Annotated in this window: 20 protein-coding genes; 13 read left to right on the top strand and 7 right to left on the bottom strand. The window is 59.7% G+C overall.

The annotated features are described in order from the left end of the window. Positions 1 to 59: 59 nt before the first annotated feature. The 4 genes from EYD00_RS09610 (at position 60) to sbmA (ending at position 4,845) form a co-directional block, all read left to right on the top strand. Positions 60 to 1,124: an LLM class flavin-dependent oxidoreductase gene (locus EYD00_RS09610; protein WP_004443085.1), complete on the top strand. Its 1,065-nt coding sequence runs from the start codon at positions 60 to 62 to the stop codon at positions 1,122 to 1,124. A gap of 51 nt (positions 1,125 to 1,175) precedes the next feature. Continuing rightward, a complete protein-coding gene (map, locus tag EYD00_RS09605) occupies positions 1,176 to 1,928 on the top strand; it encodes a type I methionyl aminopeptidase (RefSeq protein ID WP_004443083.1) in 753 nt (250 codons plus the stop codon). 263 nt (positions 1,929 to 2,191) lie between these two features. Continuing rightward, a complete protein-coding gene (locus EYD00_RS09600) occupies positions 2,192 to 3,382 on the top strand; it encodes an MFS transporter (RefSeq protein ID WP_034498742.1) in 1,191 nt (396 codons plus the stop codon). Between the two features lie 185 nt (positions 3,383 to 3,567). Beyond that, entirely contained in the window at positions 3,568 to 4,845 is a 1,278-nt protein-coding gene (gene sbmA, locus EYD00_RS09595; protein WP_034498745.1) for a peptide antibiotic transporter SbmA, read from the top strand. Positions 4,846 to 4,892: 47 nt separating this feature from the next. Here the strand turns inward: sbmA and EYD00_RS09590 are convergent, their stop codons facing one another. After that, entirely contained in the window at positions 4,893 to 5,876 is a 984-nt protein-coding gene (locus tag EYD00_RS09590) for a polysaccharide deacetylase family protein (RefSeq protein WP_004443077.1), read from the bottom strand. 148 nt (positions 5,877 to 6,024) lie between these two features. Here EYD00_RS09590 and EYD00_RS09585 point away from each other — a divergent pair, with 148 nt between their 5' ends. The 4 genes from EYD00_RS09585 (at position 6,025) to EYD00_RS09570 (ending at position 9,805) form a co-directional block, all read left to right on the top strand. Further along, a complete protein-coding gene (locus EYD00_RS09585; RefSeq protein ID WP_034498747.1) occupies positions 6,025 to 6,609 on the top strand; it encodes an NnrU family protein in 585 nt (194 codons plus the stop codon). Between the two features lie 156 nt (positions 6,610 to 6,765). Beyond that, the gene (locus tag EYD00_RS09580) at positions 6,766 to 7,437 is read left to right on the top strand and encodes a tetratricopeptide repeat protein (RefSeq protein WP_004443073.1); all 672 of its coding nucleotides are present in this window, start codon (positions 6,766 to 6,768) and stop codon (positions 7,435 to 7,437) included. A gap of 132 nt (positions 7,438 to 7,569) precedes the next feature. Continuing rightward, on the top strand, positions 7,570 to 9,000 hold the full coding sequence (gene der, locus EYD00_RS09575) for a ribosome biogenesis GTPase Der (protein ID WP_004443070.1): 1,431 nt from the start codon (positions 7,570 to 7,572) through the stop codon (positions 8,998 to 9,000). A 196-nt stretch (positions 9,001 to 9,196) separates the two neighbouring features. Beyond that, positions 9,197 to 9,805 carry a DUF2026 family protein gene (locus EYD00_RS09570; RefSeq protein WP_004443068.1) on the top strand — a complete coding sequence of 203 codons (609 nt, stop codon included), beginning with the start codon at positions 9,197 to 9,199 and terminating at the stop codon, positions 9,803 to 9,805. A gap of 170 nt (positions 9,806 to 9,975) precedes the next feature. On the opposite strand, the gene EYD00_RS09565 is transcribed toward EYD00_RS09570, so the two are convergent. Together EYD00_RS09565 and EYD00_RS09560 are read right to left on the bottom strand one after the other, a co-directional pair. Continuing rightward, positions 9,976 to 11,025 (bottom strand): bifunctional monoglucosyl/glucuronosyl diacylglycerol synthase, encoded by a 1,050-nt coding sequence (locus EYD00_RS09565; RefSeq protein WP_004443066.1) that lies wholly within the window; start codon positions 11,023 to 11,025, stop codon positions 9,976 to 9,978. A 138-nt stretch (positions 11,026 to 11,163) separates the two neighbouring features. Next, positions 11,164 to 12,081, bottom strand: coding sequence for a sugar kinase (locus EYD00_RS09560; protein ID WP_034498750.1), 918 nt, complete (start codon positions 12,079 to 12,081; stop codon positions 11,164 to 11,166). Positions 12,082 to 12,236: 155 nt separating this feature from the next. Here EYD00_RS09560 and bglA point away from each other — a divergent pair, with 155 nt between their 5' ends. From bglA to EYD00_RS09545, 3 genes are all read left to right on the top strand, one after another. Next, positions 12,237 to 13,901, top strand: coding sequence for a beta-galactosidase BglA (gene bglA, locus EYD00_RS09555; RefSeq protein ID WP_004443063.1), 1,665 nt, complete (start codon positions 12,237 to 12,239; stop codon positions 13,899 to 13,901). Beyond that, positions 13,898 to 14,353: an aminoglycoside 6'-N-acetyltransferase gene (gene aac(6') / locus EYD00_RS09550; protein WP_004443061.1), complete on the top strand. Its 456-nt coding sequence runs from the start codon at positions 13,898 to 13,900 to the stop codon at positions 14,351 to 14,353. Before bglA ends, aac(6') begins: the two co-directional genes overlap by 4 nt. A gap of 265 nt (positions 14,354 to 14,618) precedes the next feature. Further along, positions 14,619 to 15,170: a hypothetical protein gene (locus EYD00_RS09545; RefSeq protein ID WP_004443060.1), complete on the top strand. Its 552-nt coding sequence runs from the start codon at positions 14,619 to 14,621 to the stop codon at positions 15,168 to 15,170. Between the two features lie 67 nt (positions 15,171 to 15,237). On the opposite strand, the gene ade is transcribed toward EYD00_RS09545, so the two are convergent. Continuing rightward, positions 15,238 to 16,932: an adenine deaminase gene (gene ade, locus EYD00_RS09540; protein ID WP_004443058.1), complete on the bottom strand. Its 1,695-nt coding sequence runs from the start codon at positions 16,930 to 16,932 to the stop codon at positions 15,238 to 15,240. Between the two features lie 276 nt (positions 16,933 to 17,208). On the opposite strand from ade, the gene EYD00_RS09535 reads away from it, so the two are divergent. Then, positions 17,209 to 18,153 (top strand): HD-GYP domain-containing protein, encoded by a 945-nt coding sequence (locus EYD00_RS09535; protein ID WP_004443055.1) that lies wholly within the window; start codon positions 17,209 to 17,211, stop codon positions 18,151 to 18,153. On the opposite strand, the gene EYD00_RS09530 is transcribed toward EYD00_RS09535, so the two are convergent. Both EYD00_RS09530 and EYD00_RS09525 read right to left on the bottom strand, forming a co-directional pair. Next, positions 18,150 to 18,659 (bottom strand): GNAT family N-acetyltransferase, encoded by a 510-nt coding sequence (locus tag EYD00_RS09530; protein WP_004443053.1) that lies wholly within the window; start codon positions 18,657 to 18,659, stop codon positions 18,150 to 18,152. The two genes, EYD00_RS09535 and EYD00_RS09530, sit on opposite strands and share 4 nt — an antisense overlap. Then, positions 18,659 to 20,848 (bottom strand): anthranilate synthase, encoded by a 2,190-nt coding sequence (locus tag EYD00_RS09525; protein WP_004443052.1) that lies wholly within the window; start codon positions 20,846 to 20,848, stop codon positions 18,659 to 18,661. The genes EYD00_RS09530 and EYD00_RS09525 overlap by 1 nt, the downstream gene beginning before the upstream one ends. Before the next feature lie 282 nt (positions 20,849 to 21,130). On the opposite strand from EYD00_RS09525, the gene EYD00_RS09520 reads away from it, so the two are divergent. Next, a complete protein-coding gene (locus EYD00_RS09520; RefSeq protein WP_004443050.1) occupies positions 21,131 to 22,069 on the top strand; it encodes an extensin-like domain-containing protein in 939 nt (312 codons plus the stop codon). A gap of 56 nt (positions 22,070 to 22,125) precedes the next feature. On the opposite strand, the gene EYD00_RS09515 is transcribed toward EYD00_RS09520, so the two are convergent. Next, complete coding sequence (locus tag EYD00_RS09515) at positions 22,126 to 24,366, bottom strand: TonB-dependent hemoglobin/transferrin/lactoferrin family receptor (RefSeq protein ID WP_004443048.1); 2,241 nt, start codon at positions 24,364 to 24,366, stop codon at positions 22,126 to 22,128. Positions 24,367 to 24,597 lie beyond the last annotated feature (231 nt).

The following is a 24,597-nucleotide window of genomic DNA, read 5'->3' as shown; positions in this document are numbered from 1 at the left end:
GCGTTTGTCTGCGGGGGCCTCAGTCCCTATCTCTCGGACAGGCAAACAGAGGTATGTTCATGGAACTCGGTCTTTACACTTTCGCGGATGTCAACCCGAACCCCGCCGATGGCCGGGGGCCGGAAGGCGCGCGCCGGCTCAGGGAGCTTCTGGAGGAAATCGAACTTGCCGACCAGGTAGGTCTCGATGTGTTCGGGCTCGGCGAACATCACCGCCCGGACTATGTTGTGTCCTCGCCCTCCACCGTGCTTGCTGCGGCGGCGGTGAAGACGAAGAACATACGTCTGACGAGCGCCGTTTCGGTGCTGAGTTCGGATGATCCCGTTCGCGTGTTCCAGCAGTTTTCCACCGTCGATCTCCTGTCGAACGGCCGTGCCGAGATCATGGCGGGGCGCGGCTCCTTCATCGAATCCTATCCGCTGTTCGGTTATGATCTGGAAGATTACGACGTGCTGTTTGCCGAAAAGCTCGATCTGCTGCTGGCGCTGCGCGAACAGGAAATCGTCACCTGGTCGGGCACCAAGCACCCGGCCATCAACGGTCGGGGCGTTTATCCGCGACCGCTGCAGGAACGTCTGCCTGTCTGGATCGCCGTTGGCGGCACGCCGCAATCGGTCGCCCGCGCCGGCGCCATGGGGCTGCCGGTAGCGCTCGCCATTATCGGGGGCGAATATCGCCGGTTCGCGCCGCTCTTCGATCTCTACCACGAGGCTGCCCGGCGGGCCGGTCAGGACAAGACGACACTGCGCACCAGCATCAACGTGCATGGCTTCATTGCCGATACCACCGACAAGGCGGCCGATCAGTTTTACGGTCCGCAGGCGGAGGTGATGAACCGCATCGGCCGCGAGCGCGGCTGGGGGCCGACCAACCGCGCCCATTTCGATGCAGCGCGTGGCCCGGAAGGCAATCTTTTTCTCGGCGAGCCGGAGCTGGTGGCAGAAAAGATCATCAAGGCGCATGGGGTATTCAGGAATGATCGCTTCCTGCTGCAGATGGCCATCGGCCTGATGCCACATGATCAGATCATGCGCGGCATCGAGCTTTATGGTACGAAAGTCGCTCCGATCGTCAGAAAAGAATTGACGGGGAGCGCCGATCCGGTGAAAGCCACGGCCTCATGATTACCAAGGCGGGCGCCACGAGACCCGCCATTCACAATGACGGAAAGACATATGGTTATCTCCACCGACGAAGAACTGGTCATGCTGAAGGATATCGGCCGCATATGCGCCGTTGCCATGCAGACCATGGCGGATGCGCTGGAACCGGGCATCACCACGGCCGAACTGGATGCCATCGGCCGCAAGGTGCTCGAGGATAACGATGCGGAATCGGCGCCGGAGTTCTGCTACAAGTTTCCCGGTGCGACCTGCATCAGCGTCAACGAGGAAGTGGCCCACGGCATTCCGGGAGCGCGCATTATCAAGGCGGGCGACCTCGTCAATATCGATGTCTCGGCCGTGAAAAACGGTTTTTTCGGCGACACGGGTTCGTCTTTCGCCGTGCCGCCGGTCAAAAAGGAAATCGAGCGGCTGTGCCGCGATGGCAAGCGCGCCATGTGGACAGGCCTGCAGCAGGTCAAGACCGGCCGTCCCTTTGCCGATATCGGTAACGCCATCGGCGCTTTCGCCAAGAAAAACCGCTACACGCTGATCACCAATCTGGCGAGCCATGGCATTGGCCGTTCGCTGCACGAGGAGCCGAAGGAACTGGCGACCTGGCCGGACAAGGATGAGCGGCGCATCATGCAGGAAGGCATGGTCTTCACTGTCGAGCCATTTCTTTCGACGGGGGCTTACTGGGCGGAAGACGGCGATGATGATCCGTGGACGCTCTATAGCGATCCGAGCGCGCCGACGGTGCAATATGAACACACCGTGGTCGCGACCAAGAACGGGCCGCTGGTGCTGACGCTCGCGGACTGACGACGCCTCCTTTGCCGCCTTGTTTTCGCTGCCGGAGCGGGCGCGTGCCGATTGTTTCTTCTCCCCGAGGGGAGAAATTCGCGGCAGCGGGATGAGGGGGCAACCTGGCCCCCTCATCCGACCCTTCGAGCCACCTTCTCCCCGGCGGGGAGAGGAAATAAGTGGCACCCTCGATGCTCACCGCTTGACCGATAACGACCGCTTATAACGCCGATCAAAATAACTCGCTTGTCCCTTATCCTCCCCGTTGCGATAAGCCATGCATGAGCATCGACAAGCCACTTTCCGCCAGACATCTGACAGCGCTCGGTTTCGCCGGTGCCCTGATGATGGCCTCCGCCATGGGCTTCGGCCGTTTTTCCTTTACGCCGATCCTGCCCGGCATGATGGCGAACGTGCCCCTGTCTGCGGGGGATGCGGGGATCGTGGCGGCTGGTAACTTTGCCGGTTATCTGGCGGGTGCGGTTCTCGCCGCCTATACATGGGGCTCGGGACGGGAAAGGCTGGTGGCGCTGAGCGGCCTGTTTGCAACCGGAGCGCTTTTGTTGGCGATGGCGGCTTTCAATTCCGTCGCCGCTTTCACAGTCATCCGGTTTCTTGCCGGAATAGCCAGTGCGCTGACCATGATCTTCACCTCGCAGATCGTTATCGGCCATGCCGTCAAGGCCGGCAGGGACAATATCCAGGCGTTGCATTATGGTGGCGTTGGCGCGGGGATCGCAATCTCCTCGCTTGCGGTCTATCTCATCGGTGTCGTGTTCGATGGGGGTGGCGCCTCGTGGCGGGAGGAATGGATCGCCGGCGCCGTCTTCTCCTTCCTGACCTTTATGCTCGTCTTCAGGATATTGCCGGCAGGCCCGCCGCGGCATGCTTCCGCGGTGACGGAACCGCCGCTCAGCTGGACACGACCGCTTTTCCTGACGACGTTGGCCTACGGTCTTTTTGGCTTCGGTTATGTCATCACAGCCACCTTCATCGTGGCGATAGCGCGCATGGCAGCAGCCGGTGTTTTCGTGGAGTTCCTCGCCTGGTTCATCACCGGCTGCGCCGCTGCGGTATCCTTGTTCCTCTGGAAGCCGCTATTGAGGGCGCAGGGGCTGAAACGTGCTTTCGTGATCGTTCTTGCCGTGGAAGCCGTCGGCGTCTTCGCCTCCGTGATGCTGCCGCCCGTGTCCGGTGTGCTCATGGGCGGTCTGCTCCTGGGGCTGACCTTCATGGTCATCACCGCTTACGGGCTACAGCTCGGCCGGGAATTTGCGGGTCCGAGCCCGCGTCGCGCCTTTGCGCTGATGACAGCCGCTTTCGGGACGGGCCAGATCGTCGGGCCGCTTGCCGCCGGCTGGATTGCCGAGGCGACGGGAAGTTTTACCGCGCCCAGCGTTCTCGCCTCCGCCGTGCTCATCGTCAGCATTCTGCTGATGCTGCCGGTGCTCGCCACGGAGCGGCGTGGTTAAGGCCGCGGGCCGCCGTCTCTTCCCCTTTCATCCTGCGTTTCCGCTGGGTATCGTCCACGGACTCTGCCTTACATCTTGTTAAGGTCAGCGCTTCGCCGTTGCTGTGCACAAATTTCTGCCCTAGGTTCGGGCAATCTAGTGCTTCGCCAATAATGGCTGATTTCAAACGCGCGTGAGTTCGAAACGTGTTTCATTCCTTCTTTCCCAAACCGAAATTGTTCTTCACGTCGGCCGCGCTGTGGACAATCGTGTGTATCGTTGTCTGGTACAGTGTCGGCCCGCAGATCGGTGCGGCCATCGGCCTGCCGCCACTGGCGCCCGGACAGACCGCGCCGATCGGGCTTGCTTATTTCTTCTCGCCTGACAATCTTTGGTTCTATCTCTATTTCACGATCTTCGTCGCCATATTCGGTGTTACATGGCAGATCATCGCCAAGGATCACCCATGGACCGCATGGTCCATCTGGGGCTCGGCATTCATCATCTTCATCGCCTATTTTGCGGTGCAGGTTTCGGTGGCGCTGAACAACTGGCGCGGCCCGTTCTTCGATCTTCTACAGAACGCGCTTGCAAAGCAGGGCGACGTGACCGCCGCGCAGTTCTACGATTATCAGCTCAAGTTCCTTGAGATCGGCGCCGTCGGGGTGGTGATGAACGTCGTGACCGCCTTCTTCACCAACCACTATGTATTCCGCTGGCGCACCGCCATGAACAACTACTACATGTCGAAATGGGACAAGCTTCGGCACATCGAGGGTGCATCCCAGCGTATCCAGGAGGATACGATGCGGTTTGCCAATATTCTCGAAGGGCTGGGTGTGACGCTTATCAATTCGGTGATGACGCTGGTGGTCTTCCTGCCGCTTCTGTTCCGCATGTCCGAACATGTGGGCGACCTGCCTGTCATCGGCGCCATTCCACATGCGCTTTTCTGGCTGGCGATCGTCTGGTCGATTTTCGGTACCGCGCTGCTTGCGCTTGCTGGTATCAAGCTGCCCGGGCTTAACTTCCGCAACCAGCGCGTGGAAGCGGCCTACCGTAAGGAACTAGTCTATGGCGAAGACCATGCCGACCGCGCCGATCCCGTCACGGTGCGGGAACTGTTCGCCAATGTGCGTAAGAACTATTTCCGTATGTACTGGCACTATCTCTATTTCAACGTGGCGCGTTACTCCTACGGCCAGCTTGACGCCATCTTCCTGAACTTCATCCTGATCCCGACATTCGTTGCCGGACGCATCACCATGGGTATCTGGCAGCAGATTGCGACGGCCTTCGGCGAGGTCAGCAACTCCTTTCAGTATCTGGTGAACTACTGGTCGACGATCATTGAGCTGCTGTCCATCCACAAACGCCTCGTCGCCTTCGAAGCTGCGATCGACGACAAGCCGCTTCCGGATATCGACGAGCGTTACCTGCGCCGCGAGGCAGAGGAAGGTGAACTGGCGGCCAACCGTCCGTGACAAACAAAAAGGCGGCCAATCGGCCGCCTTTTTTTCATGAAGAGGTTTCAGCCCTCGGTCTTCAGCTTCTTGCGCGCCTCGATCATCGGCATGGATTCAGCATAGCTCACACAGGTGACATCGGTCTTGTGGCAAACCTCGCGCAGCAGCCTTTCATAGGCGTTCCAATAGGCGCCGCCATTCATTTTCACGAAGTGAAAGCCCATCTGCAGGGGAATGCGTTCGCCATTGTACTGCCTGTCGAAAGCGTTGCGGAAGGCAGTGTAGGCGCGCTCTTCGAACTCGCTCGAGCGATCGGGCGTTTCGACTCCGACGGAGTGGCGGATGAAGAGGTTGTAATCCATGGCAATGATCGGGCGGTTGCCCGGGCCTTCGGGTATCAGCGGCAGGCCAAAATGCAGGATGCCTTCCCGCTCCACTGGCCATTCCGGTCCCTTGGTGATGCTGGTGGCGTCGTAAACGAAGCCGTGCTTTTTCTGCGCGGCGGTCAGCGCCGGACCCTGCGACAGATAGGGTGCACGGAAACCATTGATCTTTTTGACCATGTCGCGCCAGCCTTCGGGCTCCTCGCCCTTCTTGCCGATCATCTGCCAGGCGTTTTCCAGCGTGCTGGTGAAGGTGGTGAATTCGCCGTCCCACTGTTCGGCGGTCCATTGCCCGCCGTCGAAATGGCCGCAGGTGTGGTTGGCGATCTCGTGGCCTTCGCGATAGGCGGCCCAGATGTTTCTAAGCCTTGCCTCCACCTCATCCGGCGACTGGCCGAAGCCGACATTGGAGCGGCCGGCCTTCTGGCCCGGTCCCTGATAGGTCTTGGCGCTGGTCCTGCGATCCATCACCAGCGTACAGGCGAGAAAATAGGTGAAATGCGCCCCGACTTCTTTCGCCGTCGTCCGGCTTCTTTCCCACAGGGTATTGTCACCCGCACCGTCGAAGGAAACGATGACAAGCTGCTTCGGCTTCTGCACCTCTTGCGCAAAAGCGGGAAGGGCGGCGAGAAGCGACAGGGAAAAGGCGGCAAAGGGGCGAAACATCAGTCTTCCGTCATATGAACACCGTGGCCTTTTGCGGGTGGAATAAGGCGAAGCTTTGAATAGTCTGGCGTTTTCATGACTTTCAGCCTAATTCCTGTTCTTGACTGCGGTGATTGAGCCGCTTCGTTCCACTCCGGGGGCCGTGTTCATGCTTTTTCTCGCACTCTGTCTTGCCTTGTTTTTGCTCACCCATCTCCTGAAGGTGATCGCACCGCAGTTTCGCGCGCGCATGATCGCGACGATGGGTGAAGGGCCATTCAAGGGCGTTTATTCCGTCGTCAGCCTCATCACGCTCGGCCTTGTCATTTACGCTTTCGGCGAAGCGCGGCAGAAGACGGGCATGCTGTGGTATCCGCCGGTCTGGATGAGCCACATCGCCATTACCCTGATGTTGCTGGCGATGATCTGTCTCGTGGCCAGCCTTATCCCGGCTGGCCATATCGCAACGAAGACCAAACATCCGCTCATTCTGGCCGTCAAAATCTGGGCGCTCGCGCATCTTCTCGCCAATGGCGAAACGTCTTCGATCCTGCTTTTCGTGTCGTTCCTTGCCTGGGGCGTGGTGATGCGGATTTCGCTGAAGCGCCGGGAGCGGGCAGGTGAAAAAGTGGTCCGGGACTTCGTTTCAAGCCGCTACGATCTGGTGGCGGTCGGCGGCGGCATCGTTCTGTGGGGGGCTTTCATCCTGAAACTGCACGAATGGTTGATCGGCGTTCAGCCCATCGCCATGTAGGAAATCGACGTTTCCCCCTTACATATCAGGCAAAATAGGCTAGAAGGCCGACCATGACCCGGTTGGCCTTACTTTTGCTGATCCGGGTAAGCGGCTTGGTATGTCCGCGGACGGATGGATCGGGACACGATCTCCGCGCGGGTAACGGAGAATTTGATGGCAAACGAGAATGATACCTTTATCCGCGAAGTGAACGAGCAGATCCGCTCCGAGCAGCTGTCGCGCTTCTGGGGCCGTTACGGTATCGTGGTCGTGGGTGCCGCCGTCCTCGTTGTTCTCGGTGCCGCCGGTGCCGGCATCTACGAATACTGGAACACCAGCCGTGCCTCCAATTCCGGCGATCAGTTCCTGGCGGCCCTGACGCTCGCTTCCGAAAACAAGACGGATGAGGCGCTGAAGGCCTTCGCCGATCTCGAAACCTCCGGTCACGGCAACTATCCCGTTCTGGCGAAGTTCCGTTCGGCAACGCTGCTGTCACAGAAGGGCGATGCGGCCGGTGCGATCGCCGCCTTCACCGCGATCGGCAACGATAATTCCGCGCCGCAGGTCTTCCGTGATGCCGCCAAGGTTCGCGCCGCCTGGCTGCTGGTCGATAATGGCACCTATGATCAGGTGGCTGCGCTTGCCGAACCGCTCAGCACTGACGGCCAGACCATGCGCGCTTCCGCCCGCGAGGCGCTCGGTCTTGCCGCCTATAAGGCTGGCGATTTCGCCAAGGCCAAGCAATGGTTCGAGCAGATCGTCGGCGACACGCAGGCGCCGCGTAACGTCACCAATCGCGCGCAGATCATGCTCGATAACATCACCGCTTCGGGCAAGGCTGCCTAACGCCGCTGCCCCGCCCGAGATCGCGCCGACAATCTTCGCATTGCCAAAGCGATCCAACGCATTATTTTACGCATGTCCTTTGCCCAAAACAGGTAACGTTTTGGGCAGACGTGCTTTAAGGAACCAGGATCAATGAGCTTCACCGTCGCCATAGTCGGGCGCCCCAATGTCGGCAAGTCCACGCTTTTCAACCGTCTCGTCGGAAAGAAGCTGGCGCTGGTGGATGATACGCCCGGCGTGACCCGCGACCGCCGGCCTGGCGAGGCAAAGCTCGTCGACCTGCGTTTCACCATCATCGATACCGCCGGTCTGGAGCAATCCGGGCCGGAAACGCTTCAGGGCCGCATGTGGGCCCAGACGGAAGCGGCGATCGACGATGCCGACGTGACACTCTTCGTCGTGGATGCAAAGGCAGGCCTGACACCCGCCGACGAGACGCTGGCGGAAATGCTGCGACGTCGCGGCAAGCCGGTGGTGCTGGTGGCCAATAAATCCGAAGCGCGCGGTTCCGACGCCGGTTTCTATGATGCCTTCACGCTCGGTCTTGGCGATCCTTGCCCGATCTCGGCCGAACACGGCCAGGGAATGATCGACCTGCGCGACGCCATTGTCGAGGCGATCGGCGAAGACGTCGCCTTCCCGCCGGAGGTGGACGAGGCGGAAACGGATATCGTTCTGCCACGCAGCGAGCCCGGCAGCGAGGACGAGGAAGACGAAGAGCCCGTCTATGACGAGACCAAGCCGCTGCGCGTCGCCATCATCGGCCGGCCGAATGCGGGCAAGTCGACGCTGATCAACCGTTTCCTCGGCGAAGATCGCCTTTTGACCGGCCCCGAAGCCGGTATCACCCGCGACAGTATTTCCGTCGAATGGGACTGGCGCGGCCGCACCATCAAGATGTTCGATACGGCTGGCATGCGCCGCAAGGCCAAGGTGACGGAGAAGCTGGAAAAGCTCTCTGTTGCGGATTCGCTGCGCTCCATCCGCTTCGCCGAAACCGTCGTCATCGTGTTCGACAGCACCATTCCGTTCGAAAAGCAGGATTTGCAGCTGGTCGATCTCGTCATTCGCGAAGGCCGCGCCGCCGTGCTCGCCTTCAACAAATGGGATCTGGTGGAAGACCCGCAGGCCTATCTCGCCGATCTACGTGAAAAGACCGAGCGTCTGCTGCCGCAGGCGCGCGGCATTCGCGCCGTGCCGATTTCCGGACAGACGGGGTATGGTCTCGACCGGCTGATGCAGAATATCATCGATACCGACAAGGTCTGGAACCGCCGCATCTCCACCGCAAGGCTTAACCGCTGGCTCGACGCGCAGACCACGCAGCACCCGCCGCCGGCCGTCTCCGGCCGCCGCCTGAAGCTGAAATATATGACGCAGGTCAAGGCCCGCCCGCCCGCCTTCATGATTTCCTGCACGCGGCCGGAAGCCATTCCGGAGAGCTATACGCGTTATCTCGTCAATGGCCTGCGCAAGGATTTCGACATGCCGGGCGTGCCGATCCGCGTACATTATCGCGGCTCGGACAATCCGTTCGAGAGCAAGGCGAAGAAGAGACGTTGATTTTGGCGTGAGACGTCGCGGCAATTTTCTTCTCCCTGCCGGGGAGAAGATGGCCCGAAGGGTCAGATGAGGGGGCAAGCTCTCCGTATATCGCTGGCCTAGCCCCCTCATCCCGCTGCCGCGGACTTCTCCCCCTCGGGGAGAAGAAACAAGCGGCGGACGCTCATCCAACGCCTTGTTTTGAAGAGTAAAAATCATGCTGATCAAGCAGACCGACTATCAGCGGATCTACCGCGTCATCAACAGCCTGCTCCTCGCCCAGAATGCCGATCCCGCTTCGGCCTCGATGTATTTCAGCACTTTCGGCGCCTTCATCCTGCAGCAGCACTACAAGGTGAAAGCGGTGCCGAAGGGCGGGCTTGCGGCCTATAATCTTGACGGAAAGGTGCTCCTGTTCGCGGATCATCGCGACGATGGTTACGTGACAGGTGCGGGCGAGAATTTCCACTGCTGGATCGATGCCGATGGCTGGGCGATCGATTTCATGGCGCCGGCTTTTGCCGATAGCGCCCGGGGGCTGTCGGTGCCGGCAAAAATGTTCCAGCGGCCACTCTCCGCCATGGCGGCATCCATCAACGATCTCGGCCAATCCGGCGATTTCTTCTATCGTTCGGAGCCTGAAGCAACAGCCAGGCGCTTTGCCGAATGGCACAAACAGGCGGCGATCGGAGATATGGCAAGCGTCGCCGCCAACTGGTTCCGCAAGTCACCCAAGCAGATGGCCGCATCTCTTTCGGTCAAGGACCGAGACGGAAAGGAACGGGCCGTGCCGCTGACGGGAGAATCTCTGGTCGGTGCCTGGTAGGCACCGGTTTATCGGACTAAAGGACGGCCAGCGTAATCTCGCGGCAGCCGCCTGACGTCAATCAGCAGCCCGACCCCGTTCTAAAGATAACGGCAGTCGCGTCCTGATCGCCTTGTGACATTCCCGATCGGTTTCGTCCACTATCCCTGAAGAAAATCTCGGGGATCGACTCATGCAAGTTGGGAGCGGGAGAGCAGCGGCAGCGATTTGCCAGCGGCATGAATGACATTGTCGAGGAATTGCCTGGATGCCTTTTCCCAGCTGTAGCTCCTGGAGAGCGCCAGCGCCGCCTGGGGCGAACAATGAAGGGCGGCAAGACAGGCATCGCGAAGATTGTCGTCCAGCGCTCCGGCCGCCGGGTTGCCGCCAAGGATGTCGATTGGTCCGGTAACGGGGAAGGCGGCCACGGGCACGCCGCTTGCCAGAGCTTCCAGAATGGTGTTGCCGAAGGTGTCTGTCTTGGACGGGAAAACGAAGACATCGGCCTGCGCATAGGCGTCGGCAAGATCCTCGCCGGTCTTGACGCCGGTGAAAAGGACGTCAGGGTATTTTTCCTGCAATTCATGGCGGGCGGGGCCGTCGCCGATGACGACCTTAGATCCCGGCAGGTCGAGATCGAGGAATTCCGGCAGGTTCTTCTCCACCGCTACACGTCCCACGGTCATGAAAATCGGTCTCGGCAGGTCGAAGGGCAGCTTTGCCTTCGGGCGGGGATGGAAAAGCTCGGCGTCGATGCCGCGGCTCCAGCGTTTGAGGTTGCGCACGCCGCGCGCCTCCAGTTCTGTCTCAAGGCTTGGCGTCGCCACCATGCAGGTGTTGCCGCCATTGTGGAACCAGCGCACGAAGGCATAAAGCCAGCTTTCCGGCACGGGAAAGCGCGCCGCCACATATTCGGGGAAGCGGGTGTGATAGCTGGTTGAAAAACGCATGCGGTTCTTGACGCACCAGCGCCGCGCCATGAAACCCAGCGGCCCTTCTGTGGCAATATGCACGAAGGAGGGCTGGCTTTTTTCGATCTCCGCCGCCACGCGGCGATAGCCGGCAACCGAAAGGCGGATTTCCGGATAGGTGGGGCAGGGGATGCTGTAAAAACTCTGCGGCGTCACCATGCGCACATCGACGCCGAGCCGCGCGAGTTCGGTATTGGTGTTTTCGATCGAGCGAACCACGCCGTTGACCTGCGGGTGCCAGGCATCTGTGACAATCGTGATTCTCGTCATGAACACCGATCCTGCTCATCTGCGCACGGGCGAATCCCCATTGCCCGGCTTCCGCCCGTATATGCGGCGCGCGTGTTACAGGATCATGTCAGGGTCTGTGACGGCTGCAAAACCTTGTTTGCTGGCCGGGCGTGGCGGCTATCCGACGAGAGGGAGCAATTCGGGGCTGATCAGCGCGCCGTGGTGGCCGATGACGGTTGCCGCCGCCCTTGCGGCGAAAGTGGCCGCTTCTTCCGGAGAGCTTCCGGTCACATAACGGGCGAGGAAGGCGCCGTTGAAACTGTCGCCGGCGCTCGTCGTGTCAACCACCTCAACGGCCTTCATCGCCGGGGCGTGGCTGCGGCTGCCGCCGAAATCGAGTGTTGCGCCTTTGGCGCCGTCCTTCACAACGATGTTTTCAACACCGAGCGAACGGTAACGGGCAATGGTCACTTCCACCGATACATCGCCGAAATGGCTCGCCTCGTCGTCGAAGCTCGGCATGACAAGCGTCGCGGCGCGGGCGCCATTGGAGATCGTCTCCAGCATCTCCTTGTCCGCCCAGAGGCGCGGGCGGATGTTGGGATCGAAGACCACGAGCTTACCGGCCGCCCTGGCGCGGCGCAGTTCCGCAAGGAATGTATCGACATCATGGGCGGAGGCGAGGATGGCGAGCGTAATGCCGGAGAAATAGACGACGTCGGCGTTTTCGACCGTTTTGCGCAGGTGGTCCGCGTCCGCAGCGAGCTGTCTTGCCGCCGCGGCATTGCGCCAGTAGCTGAAGGTGCGTTCGCCGTCTTTCAGGTTGATCAGGTAAAGGCCGGGCGTGCCGCCCTTGATGCGGCGGATTTTTTCCGTGCCGATGCCGGCTTCCGCAATGAATGCCAGCATGTCTTCCGAAAGCGGATCATCGCCGAGTGCGGTGAAATAATCGACGGACCAGTCCTCCGGCAGGCAGGCGCGCGCATACCAGGCGGTATTAAAGGTGTCGCCGGCAAAACCCTTACGCAGCAGCCCGTTGCCGGCCTGCGACAGTTCCACCATACATTCGCCAATCGACAGAAATCGTCCGCCCACGCCGTCATCCTCCCGTTTTTTCCAGCCATGCGGCTTACGACGAGTGCGCGCTGCTGACAAGGTGGTTTTGGCCGTTTGTGCAGGTGCGAAGTTAAGGTTTACGCGGAGGCGGCGGCTTTATATTCTCTCCGTCAGACACGATCAGGAGATTGCCGATGACGTTATCCCATGCCCCGGTCCACAAACCCCAAGCGCAATCGGACTGGTGGAAGGGAGCGGTGATCTATCAGGTCTATCCGCGTTCGTTTCAGGACACGACAGGCGACGGCTATGGTGATCTCGCCGGCGTGACCAAGCGCTTGCCATACATCGCCTCGCTCGGTGTCGACGCAATCTGGCTTTCGCCCTTCTTCACCTCGCCCATGGCGGATATGGGCTATGACGTCTCGGATTATTGCAATGTCGATCCGCTGTTCGGCACGCTCACTGATTTCGATGCGCTGATGGCCGAGGCGCATCGTCTCGGCTTGAAGGTCATCATCGACCAGGTCATCTCGCACACGTCGGACCAGCATCCCTGGTTCGTGGACAGCCGGGCGAGCCGGACGAACAGCAAGGCCGACTGGTATGTCTGGGCCAATCCCAAACCGGACGGCACGGCACCGACGAACTGGCTTTCAGTTTTTGGCGGGCCGGCCTGGGAGTGGGATGGCGTGCGCAAGCAATATTACATGCACAGCTTCCTGACGTCGCAACCGGACCTGAACTTCCACAATCCTGAGGTTCAGGATGCGCTGCTGGAAACGGTACGCTTCTGGCTGGATCGCGGCGTGGACGGTTTCCGGCTCGATACCGTCAATCACTATTTCCACGACAAGCTCCTGCGTGACAACCCGCCGCTGTTCGACGAGGAAAGCTTCGGGCTCGACGCTTCCGACGTCAATCCCTACGGCATGCAGGACCATCTCTATGACAAGACCCGGCCGGAAAATATCGGTTTCCTGAAGCGCTTCCGCGCACTACTCGATGAGTATGAGGGCCGCGCCACCGTGGGTGAAGTGGGTGACGGCGCGCGGTCGTTGAAGACCGTTGCTGCTTACACGTCCGGCAACGACAAGCTCAACATGTGCTACACCTTCGACCTTCTGGGGCCGGATTTCACCGCCAAACACATCCGCGGGTCGGTCGAGACTTTCGGCAAGGTGGTGACGGACGGGTGGGTCTGCTGGGCCTTTTCCAACCATGACGTGGTGCGCCATCTCAGCCGGTTTTCGGAAGGCGCCGAAGAACAGACGCGGGTTGCCAAGCTCGCTATCTGCGTTCTCGCCAGCCTGCGCGGGTCCATTTGCCTCTATCAGGGCGAGGAACTTGGCTTGACGGAGGCTGAGCTGGCTTTCGCTGATTTGCGTGACCCCTATGGCATCCGCTTCTGGCCAGCCTTCAAGGGGCGCGATGGATGCCGCACCCCGATGGTGTGGGAAACAGGCAAGCAGAATTCCGGCTTTTCGACCGCTGACAAACCGTGGCTGCCGGTGCCCTATGCGCATGCCATGCACGCCGCGGATGCGCAGGAACGAAGGCCGGACTCGATCCTGAACCATTACCGGGCGGTTCTGTCGTTCCGGAAAAGCCATGGCGCGCTGCGTGACGGGGACATGACGTTCCTGAAAACCAATCTCGACGTGCTGGCCTTCACGCGTCACAAGGGCGAGCATACGCTGCTTTTCGTTTTCAACCTGACGCGCAAGCCGGTGGAGTTTCCCATCCCCAGGGGCATGAACGTGACGACAATCCTGCCGATGCCGGGTTTCGAGCCGCTGTTTGATGGCGGCATCGTCAAGCTTGAGGGGCTGGACGTGTTTTGCGGGAGCGTTGAATGAGCGGGACTTTCGACGTCCGAAATGCTGGCGACTATCCGGATGACTGGTGCCTTCTGCGACACCGTCTCTGGCCCGATACGGCGCCTGAAGACCATCGGGCTGAGTTGCAGGACGTTTGCGAAACCGGGGCTGGATTTATCGTTCACGATCTTGACGGATCGGCCATTGGTTTTGCCGAGGTCAGCCTGCGGCGGGATTACGTCAACGGCTGCGATACGTCACCCGTGGCGTTTCTTGAGGGAATCTACGTGGAGGAGGCGTTTCGCAGGCAGGGCGTCGCCGCCCTTCTGGTGGAGCAGGTGACCCGCTGGGCCATCGACCAAGGCGTCAGCGAACTTGCCTCCGATGCCGATATCGCCAATCTCAGCTCCCATCGCATGCATGCGGCCCTGGGATTTGAGGAAACGGAGCGCGTCGTTTATTTTCGCAGGTCGCTGATCCCGAAGCGATAAGCTGCCTGTGCTGATCCGCGAAGAGTGTCTGGCTGCGGGGCGGGTTGCCACCGCCGCATGTGACGTCATGGCTTTGTCTTAACGTCGTAACGAAGCTATTTAAGTATATTCATAATTTAGAATGTTTATATTATCGTTTTTCCTCCGCATAAATAATGGTTTCGCATTTATTTCGGCTGTACTGCAAGTCTTGGGCAAGCTTTCGGCGTCAAACATCGAGTCCTGTATATTTCCATCACCACTCGTTAGTGAAGCAGGAATTGTCATGTCCGTTTCAATCAAGAATTTCAATCAGCCCAACAGCGGTAATACTAGGTCCTCAGGCGGCAAAGCCAAGGCTGCCCTTCCGTCCATCCGCGATGTATTTCCTTCCGGGAAATCGGCGGCCCGCACATCCTCATCGACACCAGCGGCAAAAACCTCTTCGGCCGACTATATCGCGTCGCCCGCTTTCATGCGGAATCTGAAAGCGAAGCTCGCGTTGGCTGGCGACGATCCGGCGCAATATCTGCGCGCCCGGGCAATGGTAGGCGCTCTCGAGCGCGGGGCCCTGCAGGTTACCAATCCCACTCAGGGTAAAACGATCAATGCGTGGGATCCCAACCAGAAAAAAGCAACGCCGACCACAGCTACCGATACCGCCAAGACCAACTGGGTCGACTTCCTCAATACTCAACTGAAGCGCAGCGAAGACGGTGCGCTTTCCAAGGACGGAAACGGGAGTTATGTCGAAAAGGCGACGGGAAAAAATGCCTATTTCGGCAGGGTCGCGGGCAAATATTATTATGTCACCTGGCCTGCGGAGACGAAGGCATGAGGCCGCGCCAGCGGCCTCAAAAACGGAGGCGAAGCGTTCTTCGCTGCCGCTAGTCGCCAAGCCACCATCAGATCAGCGCAAACCGGTCCACATCCACCATGCCCATGTCGGAAATCTTGAGATGGGGGATGACGGGCAGGGGCAGGAAGGCGACCTGAAGGAAGGGTTCTTCCAGCGTGGTGCCCAGCGCATAGGCTGCTTTTCTCAGGGTGTGCAGCGTATCGCGAACGGTCTCGTAGGGTTCAAGGCTCATCAGCCCGGCGACGGGCAAAGCGATTTCGCCTGTCACCCTGCCGTCTTCCACCACGACAAAACCGCCCTTGATTTCGCCCAGCCGGTTAGCGGCCAGCGCCATGTCGTCTTCGCTCACCCCGACAACGCAGATATTATGGCTGTCATGGCCGACGGTGGAGGCGATGGCGCCCTTTTTCAGGCCGAAACCTTGAACGAAACCATTGGCATGGTTGCCGTTCTTGCCGTGGCGTTCGATGACGGCGACCTTGATGATATCGTTTTCGAGATCGACGGTGGTCTGGTTGCCGTCCGTCGGCAGTCTGTAGCGACGGTGCTCGGTAATGATCTTGCCGGGAAGCACGCCCATGACAGGGCTTTCGCCTTCCGTGACCGGCACGCCAAAATGCGAGGCGAGCACGGGTCTCGCCTTGACGCTGTCGAGACCGACCGGTGCGACCGGTTTGCGCGTGGCAAAGAGCGCATCGTCGACGATCCGGCCGCCGGAAAGAACCATGCTGGCTTTGCAGCTTTCCAGGCTGTCGATCACCACGAGATCGGCGCGCCAGCCCGGCGCGACCAGGCCGCGATCGCGCAGGCCAAAGGCTTTGGCGGCGGAAATAGAGGCGGCGCGATAGATGGCGAGCGGTTCCACGCCGCTGGCGATCGCGGTGCGGATCATGTAGTCGAGATGGCCCTGTTCGGCGATGTCGAGGGGGTTGCGGTCATCGGTGCAGAGCGCCAGATAGGGCGACAGCCGCTCGGTTATGATGGGCATCAGGGCATGCAGGTCTTTCGAGACCGAGCCTTCGCGCACCAGAATGTGCATGCCCTTGCGGATTTTCTCCAGCGCTTCCGTTGCACTCGTGCATTCATGCTCGGTGCGGATGCCGGCAGCGAGATAACCGTTCAGCGCTGTTCCGGAAAGAAGCGGTGCGTGCCCGTCGATATGCTGGCCCTGAAAAGCCTCCAGCTTCGCCATGCACACCGGGTCCTTGTGGATGACACCGGGGAAATTCATGAATTCAGCAAGGCCGATGACCTTCGGGTGGCTCCGGAACGGCAGCAGCTTTTCAATCGGCAGGTCGGCGCCAGCGGTTTCCAGGTGAGTGGCGGGCACGCAGGAGGAAAGCTGCACGCGGATGTCCATGATGGTTTCCATGGCGCTGTCGAGGAAGAACTGAAGCCCCTCCACCCCGAGCACATTGGCAATTTCATGGGGGTCGCAAATGGCGGTGGTGACGCCATACGGCAAAACGCAGCGATCGAACTCATGCGGTGTCACCAGCGACGATTCGATATGGAGATGCGTATCGATGAAACCGGGGACGACGATTTTGCCGGAAATATCGATTTCCCGGTAACCCTCATAGCTTTCACCGGTTCCCACGATCGTATCGCCACAAATGGCGATATCCGAGGCAACGAGTTCTCCGGTGACGAGATCGAAGAAGCGGCCGTTCTTGAGAACCATGTCTGCCGGTTCACGGCCCGTACCCTGGTCGATGCGCTTTTCAAGTCTGGAATTCATGCGGCTTTCTTCGGCTCCTGATTTACGTCGTATGCGAGAATCTTCATTATTTACATTCGAGGGTTGTTTCTGGATCTATTCGAATTGATTCTTTGAGTTTTAAATATATCGAGAGTAAAAAATTTTCATATTTGTGGTATCTAATCTTCAAGGTTCAAGTTTAGGCGGGATTGGGAAGGCTTGACTTCACCTTTATAGTTCAACCGGTTGTGCACCGGCATTTTTACGAATTGCGGTTTTAGGTTATATTCCCGGGAAGGAAAATAAAAGCGTCTGATGCTCAAACGAATTTCCACCCAGCAACTGACACTTGGCATGTTTATCGAAGCGGTCGAAGGAACGCTTTCGAATCAGGGATTTTTAAAGCGGCACCGCTTTCTTTTGCGGCAGGAGGAATTGATGCGGCAACTGAAATCAAGCGGCGCTGAAAGCATCATCATCAACACGGCCAGGGGATACGATACCGAAGGCGGCAGGCGTTCGGCTGCGGTTTCGCTGGCGCCGGACAATTGCCCGGAAACCATTGCCGCCGTAACCCATGCGGTCCGATCAGCGGCAGGCACTATTTCCGAGACCTTTGCTTCCGCAGAAGCCGGCGGCCTTGTGTCGCTGAAGGGCATGGCGGCGGCGGCGGGCAAGATTTCCGATGCCGTGCAGTCGAACCCGGCGATCTTCATCGGGGTCACCCGCCTGAAATCGAAAGATGAAACGACTTTCGTGCACTCGGTTTCCGTCAGCGGGCTGATGATCCTCTTCGGTAATTATCTCGGGCTCGACCGCGGAACGGTCGATCTGCTCGGCGTCAGTGGCCTGCTGCATGATATTGGCAAGGTGGAAATCCCCTCGTCCATTCTCAACAAGGCGGATGGGTTGAGCACCGACGAACGCAAAATCATCAATCTCCACCCTGCATTCGGGCGGGAAATATTGTCGCGAAACGAGCAGATGCCTGAGATGGTGCTTGATGTCTGCTTCAATCATCATGAGCGAATTGACGGCGGCGGTTATCCCAGCGGGCGTGCCGGCAGCGAGATCACCCTTTACGCGCGTATCGCGGCCATCTGCGACGTTTACGACGCCGTGACTTCGGTCAGACCCTACAAGAAGCCATGGACGGCGAATGACGCGCTGACCTGGATGCTGCGCCGGGAGGGACATTTCGACCTGCAGCTGCTGAAGAAATTCGCGCTTTGTATTTCCGCTGCGCTGCCGAGGGGTTAGTTGCCGAGGATGATCGCCATGTTCAGGCTGTCGATATAGCGCCCGTCGATCAGAACGGCATCGCGGGCCCGGCCCTCATGCACAAAGCCGATTTTTTCGTACAGCGCTATCGCTCTGGCGTTGTCCGCATGCACGCTCAGCTCGACACGACGCAGCCCGCCTTGACGGGCGGAATCGAGCGCTCGCCGCATCAGCTGCGCGCCAAGTCCCTTGTCACGGTAGGCCTGTAGGATACCAATGCCGAGTGTGCCGCAATGGGCGCGGGTTACTCTGTCCTGGCGGCGAATGTCGCACCAGCCCGCCACTTCGCCATCCGCAATCGCTACAAATTGCGGATGGTTGTTCTCGATCATGTCGAGAACGAAGGCGCGCACCGCATCGAGCGGCGGCGCCTCCAGGAAGCTCAGATATTTCCGCTCGCGCGATACCGCATCGAGCGCACGGTGAAAGCTCTCAACGTGCTCCGCCCGTATCGGCTCGATGTTGGTGGTATCGGCGGCAGCCATCACGCGGCTTTCGTCTTCGCCTTGCGGGTCAGATGCACCACCACGTTCTCGATCATGCGCATGCCGGCGTCCTGGCCAAGCGTCATGATCGATTCCGGGTGGAACTGAACGGCAGCCACGGGTTCCTTGGCATGTTCGATGCCCATGATCGTGCCGTCCTCGCTTTCGGCCGTGATGATGAAATCACGCGGCAGGGTGGAGGGGTCGGCAAAGATCGAGTGGTAACGGCCAACGGTCACTTCCTTGCCGAGACCGGAGAAGACGAGGCCCGGTTCCAGCACGCGGATGCGCGAGGGTTTGCCATGCATCGGCACCGCAAGCTGGCGAAGCTCGCCGCCATAGGCTTCCGCCAGAGCCTGAAGGCCGAGGCAGACGCCGAAGACCGGCAATTCGCGGGCGCGGGCCGCCTTGATCGTCGCCTTGCAGTCGAAGTCCGTCGGGCTGCCCGGTCCGGGGGAAAGCACGACGAGATCGGGCTGGAAGCGATCGAATACGTCGGCTGCGACCGGCGATCTGACGGTGGAGACGGTCGCACCGGTCTGGCGGAAATAATTCGCCAGCGTGTGGACAAAGCTGTCTTCGTGATCGACAAGCAGGATCTTCACGCCAGTACCGACCTTGGCCGCATCGCGCTTGGTGGAAGCGGCGTTGGTGGCTTTCGCGTCGCGAATGGCTGATATCATGGCGGACGCCTTGAGTTCGGTTTCGGCTTCTTCTTCCTGCGGATTGGAATCGTTGAGCAGGGTCGCACCCGCACGCACCTCGGCAATACCGTCCTTGATCCGGATGGTACGCAGAGTGAGGCCTGTATTCATGTCGCCATTGAAACCGACCATGCCGATCGCACCACCATACCAGGCGCGCGGGCTCTTTTCATGGCCTTCGATGAAGCGCATGGCCCAGAGCTTCGGTGCGCCGGTGACGGTCACGGCCCAGGCGTGGCTGAGGAAGCCATCAAAGGCGTCCATATCGTCCCGAAGGCGGCCTTCAATGTGGTCCACCGTGTGGATGAGGCGCGAATACATCTCGATCTGGCGGCGGCCAATGACCTTGACCGAACCGGGTTCGCAGACGCGGCTCTTGTCGTTGCGGTCCACATCCGAACACATGGTCAGTTCGGACTCATCCTTCTTCGAGTTGAGCAGTTTCAGGATCTGTTCGCTGTCGGCAATCGGATCATCGCCGCGCTTGATGGTGCCTGAGATCGGGCAGGTCTCGATGCGGCGGCCGGAGACGCGCACGAACATTTCCGGCGAGGCGCCGACCAGATATTCCTGATGGCCGAGGTTGATGAAGAAGGAGTAGGGGGACGGGTTGATCGCCTTCAGGCGGCGCGAAATCGCCGACGGGTTGCTTTCGCAGCGTTCCATGAATTTCTGGCCGGGGACGACCTCGAACAGATCGCCGCGGCGGAAGCTTTCCTTGGCCTTCACGACAAGTTCGGAATATTCGCCGGGACGGTGATCGCCCTTGGGCGGGATCGTATCGGTTGTCTTGAAGGGATCGGTTGCTATGTCGGAGGACTTGCCGTCCGTCGTCACGCCGCCCTTTTCGAAGTCGTAACGGTCGATCCAGGCCTTGGCGGAATAGTGATCAACGACCAGGATTTCATCGGGTAGGAACAACACCATGTCGCGCTGGTCTTCCGGGCGCGCCAGCGACAGTTTGATGGCGTCGAACTGGAAAGCGAGGTCGTAACCAAAGGCGCCGAACAGGCCGATTGCCGAATCCGCGTTCGAATAGAAGAGGTCGACTATGGCGCGCAGCGCAGTGAAGACGGTCGGGATTTTTGAGCGTTCTTCTTCGGTGAAGACGCGGTCCGGTTCGTTGACGGTGAGATCAAGACGACGCGTGGTGGAAGCGCCGAGCGTGAGATCGGGCGTCGCCTTCAGCTTTTCGGTGATGAAGGAAAGCAGTACTTCGCCGCGGCCATTATAGGCCTCAATCCACACCTTGCGGCCAAAACAGGAAATGCCGAGCGGCGGGTCGATGATGGCCGTGTCCCAGCGCGTGTAGCGGCCGGGATATTCATAGTTGGATGAGAAAACCGCGCCGCGATGGGAATCGAGCTTTTCGACATAATTGTCGATGGCGTTGGCATAATCGGCAGGCCGGCGCTTTCGGCTGACCTTGATGCCGCCTTTCGTCTCGTAGGTTTCCGCTCCGTCATCCTGAATGATCGTTACCATTTCTTTCGCACTTCCCGTTGTTCAGGCCCGATGACAGGCGGCAAGATAACAAAAAAGCCGCCTGAAAATTCGGGCGGCTTGGACTTTGTCTGAAGACATGACTGGTCAAGGCCGCGTAAAGCTGCTCCACCACCAGTTAGCAATGTTCTTAGACACGATGTTCATGCGAAAATTGTTAGCGTGCACGATCCGCCTTGGCAAGCGGATTTCGGCAAGGGAATGAACCTTACGGGCCGCCGCGGCGTTGCAACCCTGCCGAAACGGTCAGGAGTGCCCCGTCAAATGCTTCATCGCCTGTGTCTTCTGGTAACCACCCTCGCACTGATTTCTGCCTCTGAACCGCCGGCGCAGGTACCGGTGCCGCAGCCGAAACCGGGTGAGGGGCAGTCCTCCACCCCCTCGGAAAAGCCATCCGACAAGACGCCGCAAAGGCCGGCGGAAGCACCCAAACCCGTTCCCAAGCCGCAGCCCGAGGAGCAGCCGGTCGCGAAACCCGATGCTTCCGGAAACCAGCAATCCGATGGTGAAAAGACACCCGCAGACAAGGGTTCCGATGACGCCAAGAAGGAAGGCGAGGACAAGGATGGCGTGGAGCAGAAGAAACCGACTGTCGAAACGGCGAAACCTGATGAGAAGCCACCGGAGCCGGTGAAGCCGGAGGACCCGGCCGCACTCCAGGCATGCCTTGCCTCGTTGAAGGGGATCGGTGCAGAGTTCAAGCAGCTTGAGCCGATCCGCGATACGGAACAGGGGTGCGGCATCGACGCGCCTATCGAGCTTTCCGTGGTTCTGCCTGGCATCAAGCTTGAGCCATCTGGAACCATGCGCTGTGAAACCGCGCTTGCGCTTTCACGCTGGACCAAGGAGATGATGGTGCCGGCGGCCGCTCTGGCTTTGCCGGAGAAAAAGGTGACGGCCATCGCCAATGCCTCGACCTATATTTGCCGAAACCGCAACAGCGCGGAAAACGGCAAGATTTCCGAACATGCCAAGGGCAATGCCGTGGATATTTCCACCATTTCCTTCGATAAGGGCGAGCCGCTGGTGATGAAGCCGCGCGGTGAGGACCGGACGCCGGAGGGTGCTTTTCAGCGCACGATTACCGCTGCCGCCTGCCTGTTTTTCCGCACGGTCCTTTCGCCCGGCAGCGACGCAACCCATCAGGATCACCTGCATCTCGACGTGCTGGAGCGAAAAGGCGGCTATCTCTATTGCCGCTGACAAAAAGGGGCGACCCGAAAGGCCGCCCGACTGGAGTTGATGCTTCCGCCCCGGATTTAGAACTTCTGGGTCAGGGAGATTTTGAAGGTGCGGCCTGCTTCCGTGTAGAAATCGACCGGCTGATTGACCGTGCTGACCGAATTCGGGTTCACGTCGCGGACGCCGACGGCATTCCAGTATTTCCTGTCGAACAGGTTGTAGATGCCGGCCTGGATGCGCAGGCCCTTGGTCTGCTCGGGTTCCCACCAACCGGTCAGGTTGAAGACGCCGTAACCGGGGGCGTCGAAAGTGTTGGCCACCCTGTCGTCACGCATGCCGGCGGAGAAAACGCCCGTCAGTTCCGTGCCCCAGACATCCTGCGCATAACCCACGCCGAGGACGGACTTGAACGGTGCCACCGTGCGGATGAACTCGTTGGTGTCGGTGTCCTTGCCATAGGCGTAGGCGAGCGAAGCGTGGGCGAAGAAGCCGTTTGCCAGATCCTTGCGGACCTTGGCCTCCACACCGGAGATTTCGACGTTGTTGCGGTTGCGATAGGTAAACAGCGATCCGTTGCCCCTGCCGCCGAAGCCGGGGAAGAGCGTTGTCGAGGTCGTATATTGTTCGATGAAGTTCTTGTACTTGTTGTGGAACAGCGTCAGGCTTCCCGTCAGGTCGCCGGAGGCGTAGTTCGCACCGATCTCGAAACCGTTGCTGGTCTCGGGATTGAGGGCGGAGTTGCCGACAACAGCGTAACCGGAGCTGACGTTGGAGAAGTTCAGATACAGTTCGTTGATCGTGGGGGCACGATAGGCCATCGACCATTGTGCGAAAAGCTGTAGTTCGGGCGTGACGTCATAGGTGGCAAGAAGCTTCGGCGAGAAGCGCGAGCCGCTATTGCCGCTCGGCAGGCCGAATGTTCGGTAGCCGCTGTTGCTGGAAACGGAGCCATCGGGATCGTAATCGTAGGAATCGAAGCGCAGGCCGGGGGTCAGTCGGAAGCCGTTGCCGAAGGCGATTTCGTCATCGAGATAAAGGCCGAGGCTCTTGCCGCTCACGTCAGGCATGTCCGATTGCGACGATGAGGTCGAACCGGCCGTATTGGCGAAAAGCTCCTGGCTGAAATCGGTGGTCATGGCGTTGCCGCCGAAACGGACGGTGTGCTGCACGCCGCCAAGCTCGAACCCGGATTCTAGGCCGCCGACGATACCGAAGGCGCTGTTGCGCATGCTGTCTTCGCGGATATAGAGCGAATTATTGGTCAGCCGGTCGCCGGCGCCGGATTCCTTGGAGAGGCGCGTCCAGTAGAGCGACAGATTGGCGGCATCGATCACGCCGTCAGTCGAGGGCGCCTCGTATTCATAATCAAGCGAGACGCGGTCGCGCTCAGTGTCCTCGTAACCGCGGTAATCGCCGATGCGATAGGTCGAGCCCGATACGCTGACACCCTGAAGGGTTTTCATGTCGCTGCGGTCTCTCAGCGAATACCGTTCGGCAGTAAGTCCTATGCGGTGGCCACCTTCCAGATCCTGGCGGATCTTGAACATCAGGTTGCTTTCATAGGTGTCGGCGGGGTTGGGCTTGGTGCGACGCGTGCCGTAGATGTCGGCCGTACCCTTGTTGTCCGTTTCATTGCCGCGTTTGTAGGAGCCCTGGAACAGGACCGAGGTGTTCTCGATCTTCTTGGCGACGGCGAGCGATCCGCCCACGCTCCTGTCCTCGCTGTCATAGGTGGTCTTGGCGACACCGCCCCAGTCCCTGCCTTCACCGATCAGGTCCTCCGGTTCGAGCGTGCGCAGTACCAGAGCGCCGCCAAGGGCACCGGAGCCGATACGGCTGGAATCGGCGCCGCGCACCACATCGACCGTCGAGAGCGAGGAAAAATCGAAGCTTGAGCTTGTGTCGCTGAGGGTGGTGGTTGCCTGACCCTGACGGGCGAAATTGTTGAAGTAAGGAACGGGAATATTGTCGATCAAAGTGACGACGCGTGCGCCGCCGAGGCCGCGAATGAACAGGCCGCCGGGCCGGCCGGGCTTGGCGTCGACGTAATCGACACCCGGTTCCGTGCTGTTGCCGAGGTCCTTGATGCTGCCGATGTCCTTCTTGCGGATATCTTCCGCCGTCGTCTGGCTCGCCAGCGGGGTGTCGGCGACGGCATTGGCGCTTTTGACGCGCTTGCCCTTGACGACGATTTTTTCGAGCGTGGTGGTGCCATTGGTACCGGAAGCGGCATCCTGTGCCTGTGCGTGGCCGGTCAGGGGCAGAAGAGACATGGCGGTGCAGAGAAGCAGCGCGGAATGCGTGCGTGAGATGGACATTGATTACCCCCGAATATGCGCGCACAGGAGCCACGGCGCGCAAAAACGCGCCGCGCTCAGGCGCGGCTGGATATGTTCTGATTGGTTACGGGCGAGCCGATAAGCGAGGACTAAAAAACATGACGATAACTGTCAACATATTATATATGACTTTTTGCATCATGTTTTAAAGCGGGGCGCTATGTTGCAAAAATATTACGTTTGCGGGCCGCGGCCAAAAAAGATGGGTCA

Origin of the sequence: Agrobacterium sp. 33MFTa1.1 (genome assembly GCF_004328495.1) — a bacterium.
In the GTDB taxonomy this organism is placed as follows: domain Bacteria; phylum Pseudomonadota; class Alphaproteobacteria; order Rhizobiales; family Rhizobiaceae; genus Agrobacterium; species Agrobacterium pusense.
Note: the sequence above shows the minus strand (reverse complement) of the source record. Positions and strands in the feature narration are given on the sequence as shown.

Excerpts from the sequence above, each read along its gene's own strand:
- EYD00_RS09610 (WP_004443085.1), top strand. The coding sequence starts at position 60 with ATGGAACTCGGTCTTTACACTTTCGCGGATGTCAACCCGAACCCCGCC.
- map (WP_004443083.1), top strand. The coding sequence starts at position 1,176 with ATGGTTATCTCCACCGACGAAGAACTGGTCATGCTGAAGGATATCGGC.
- EYD00_RS09600 (WP_034498742.1), top strand. The coding sequence starts at position 2,192 with ATGAGCATCGACAAGCCACTTTCCGCCAGACATCTGACAGCGCTCGGT.
- EYD00_RS09590 (WP_004443077.1), bottom strand. The coding sequence starts at position 5,876 with ATGTTTCGCCCCTTTGCCGCCTTTTCCCTGTCGCTTCTCGCCGCCCTT.
- EYD00_RS09585 (WP_034498747.1), top strand. The coding sequence starts at position 6,025 with ATGCTTTTTCTCGCACTCTGTCTTGCCTTGTTTTTGCTCACCCATCTC.
- EYD00_RS09580 (WP_004443073.1), top strand. The coding sequence starts at position 6,766 with ATGGCAAACGAGAATGATACCTTTATCCGCGAAGTGAACGAGCAGATC.
- der (WP_004443070.1), top strand. The coding sequence starts at position 7,570 with ATGAGCTTCACCGTCGCCATAGTCGGGCGCCCCAATGTCGGCAAGTCC.
- EYD00_RS09570 (WP_004443068.1), top strand. The coding sequence starts at position 9,197 with ATGCTGATCAAGCAGACCGACTATCAGCGGATCTACCGCGTCATCAAC.
- EYD00_RS09565 (WP_004443066.1), bottom strand. The coding sequence starts at position 11,025 with ATGACGAGAATCACGATTGTCACAGATGCCTGGCACCCGCAGGTCAAC.
- bglA (WP_004443063.1), top strand. The coding sequence starts at position 12,237 with ATGACGTTATCCCATGCCCCGGTCCACAAACCCCAAGCGCAATCGGAC.
- EYD00_RS09545 (WP_004443060.1), top strand. The coding sequence starts at position 14,619 with ATGTCCGTTTCAATCAAGAATTTCAATCAGCCCAACAGCGGTAATACT.
- ade (WP_004443058.1), bottom strand. The coding sequence starts at position 16,932 with ATGAATTCCAGACTTGAAAAGCGCATCGACCAGGGTACGGGCCGTGAA.
- EYD00_RS09535 (WP_004443055.1), top strand. The coding sequence starts at position 17,209 with ATGCTCAAACGAATTTCCACCCAGCAACTGACACTTGGCATGTTTATC.
- EYD00_RS09530 (WP_004443053.1), bottom strand. The coding sequence starts at position 18,659 with ATGGCTGCCGCCGATACCACCAACATCGAGCCGATACGGGCGGAGCAC.
- EYD00_RS09525 (WP_004443052.1), bottom strand. The coding sequence starts at position 20,848 with ATGGTAACGATCATTCAGGATGACGGAGCGGAAACCTACGAGACGAAA.
- EYD00_RS09520 (WP_004443050.1), top strand. The coding sequence starts at position 21,131 with ATGCTTCATCGCCTGTGTCTTCTGGTAACCACCCTCGCACTGATTTCT.
- EYD00_RS09515 (WP_004443048.1), bottom strand. The coding sequence starts at position 24,366 with ATGTCCATCTCACGCACGCATTCCGCGCTGCTTCTCTGCACCGCCATG.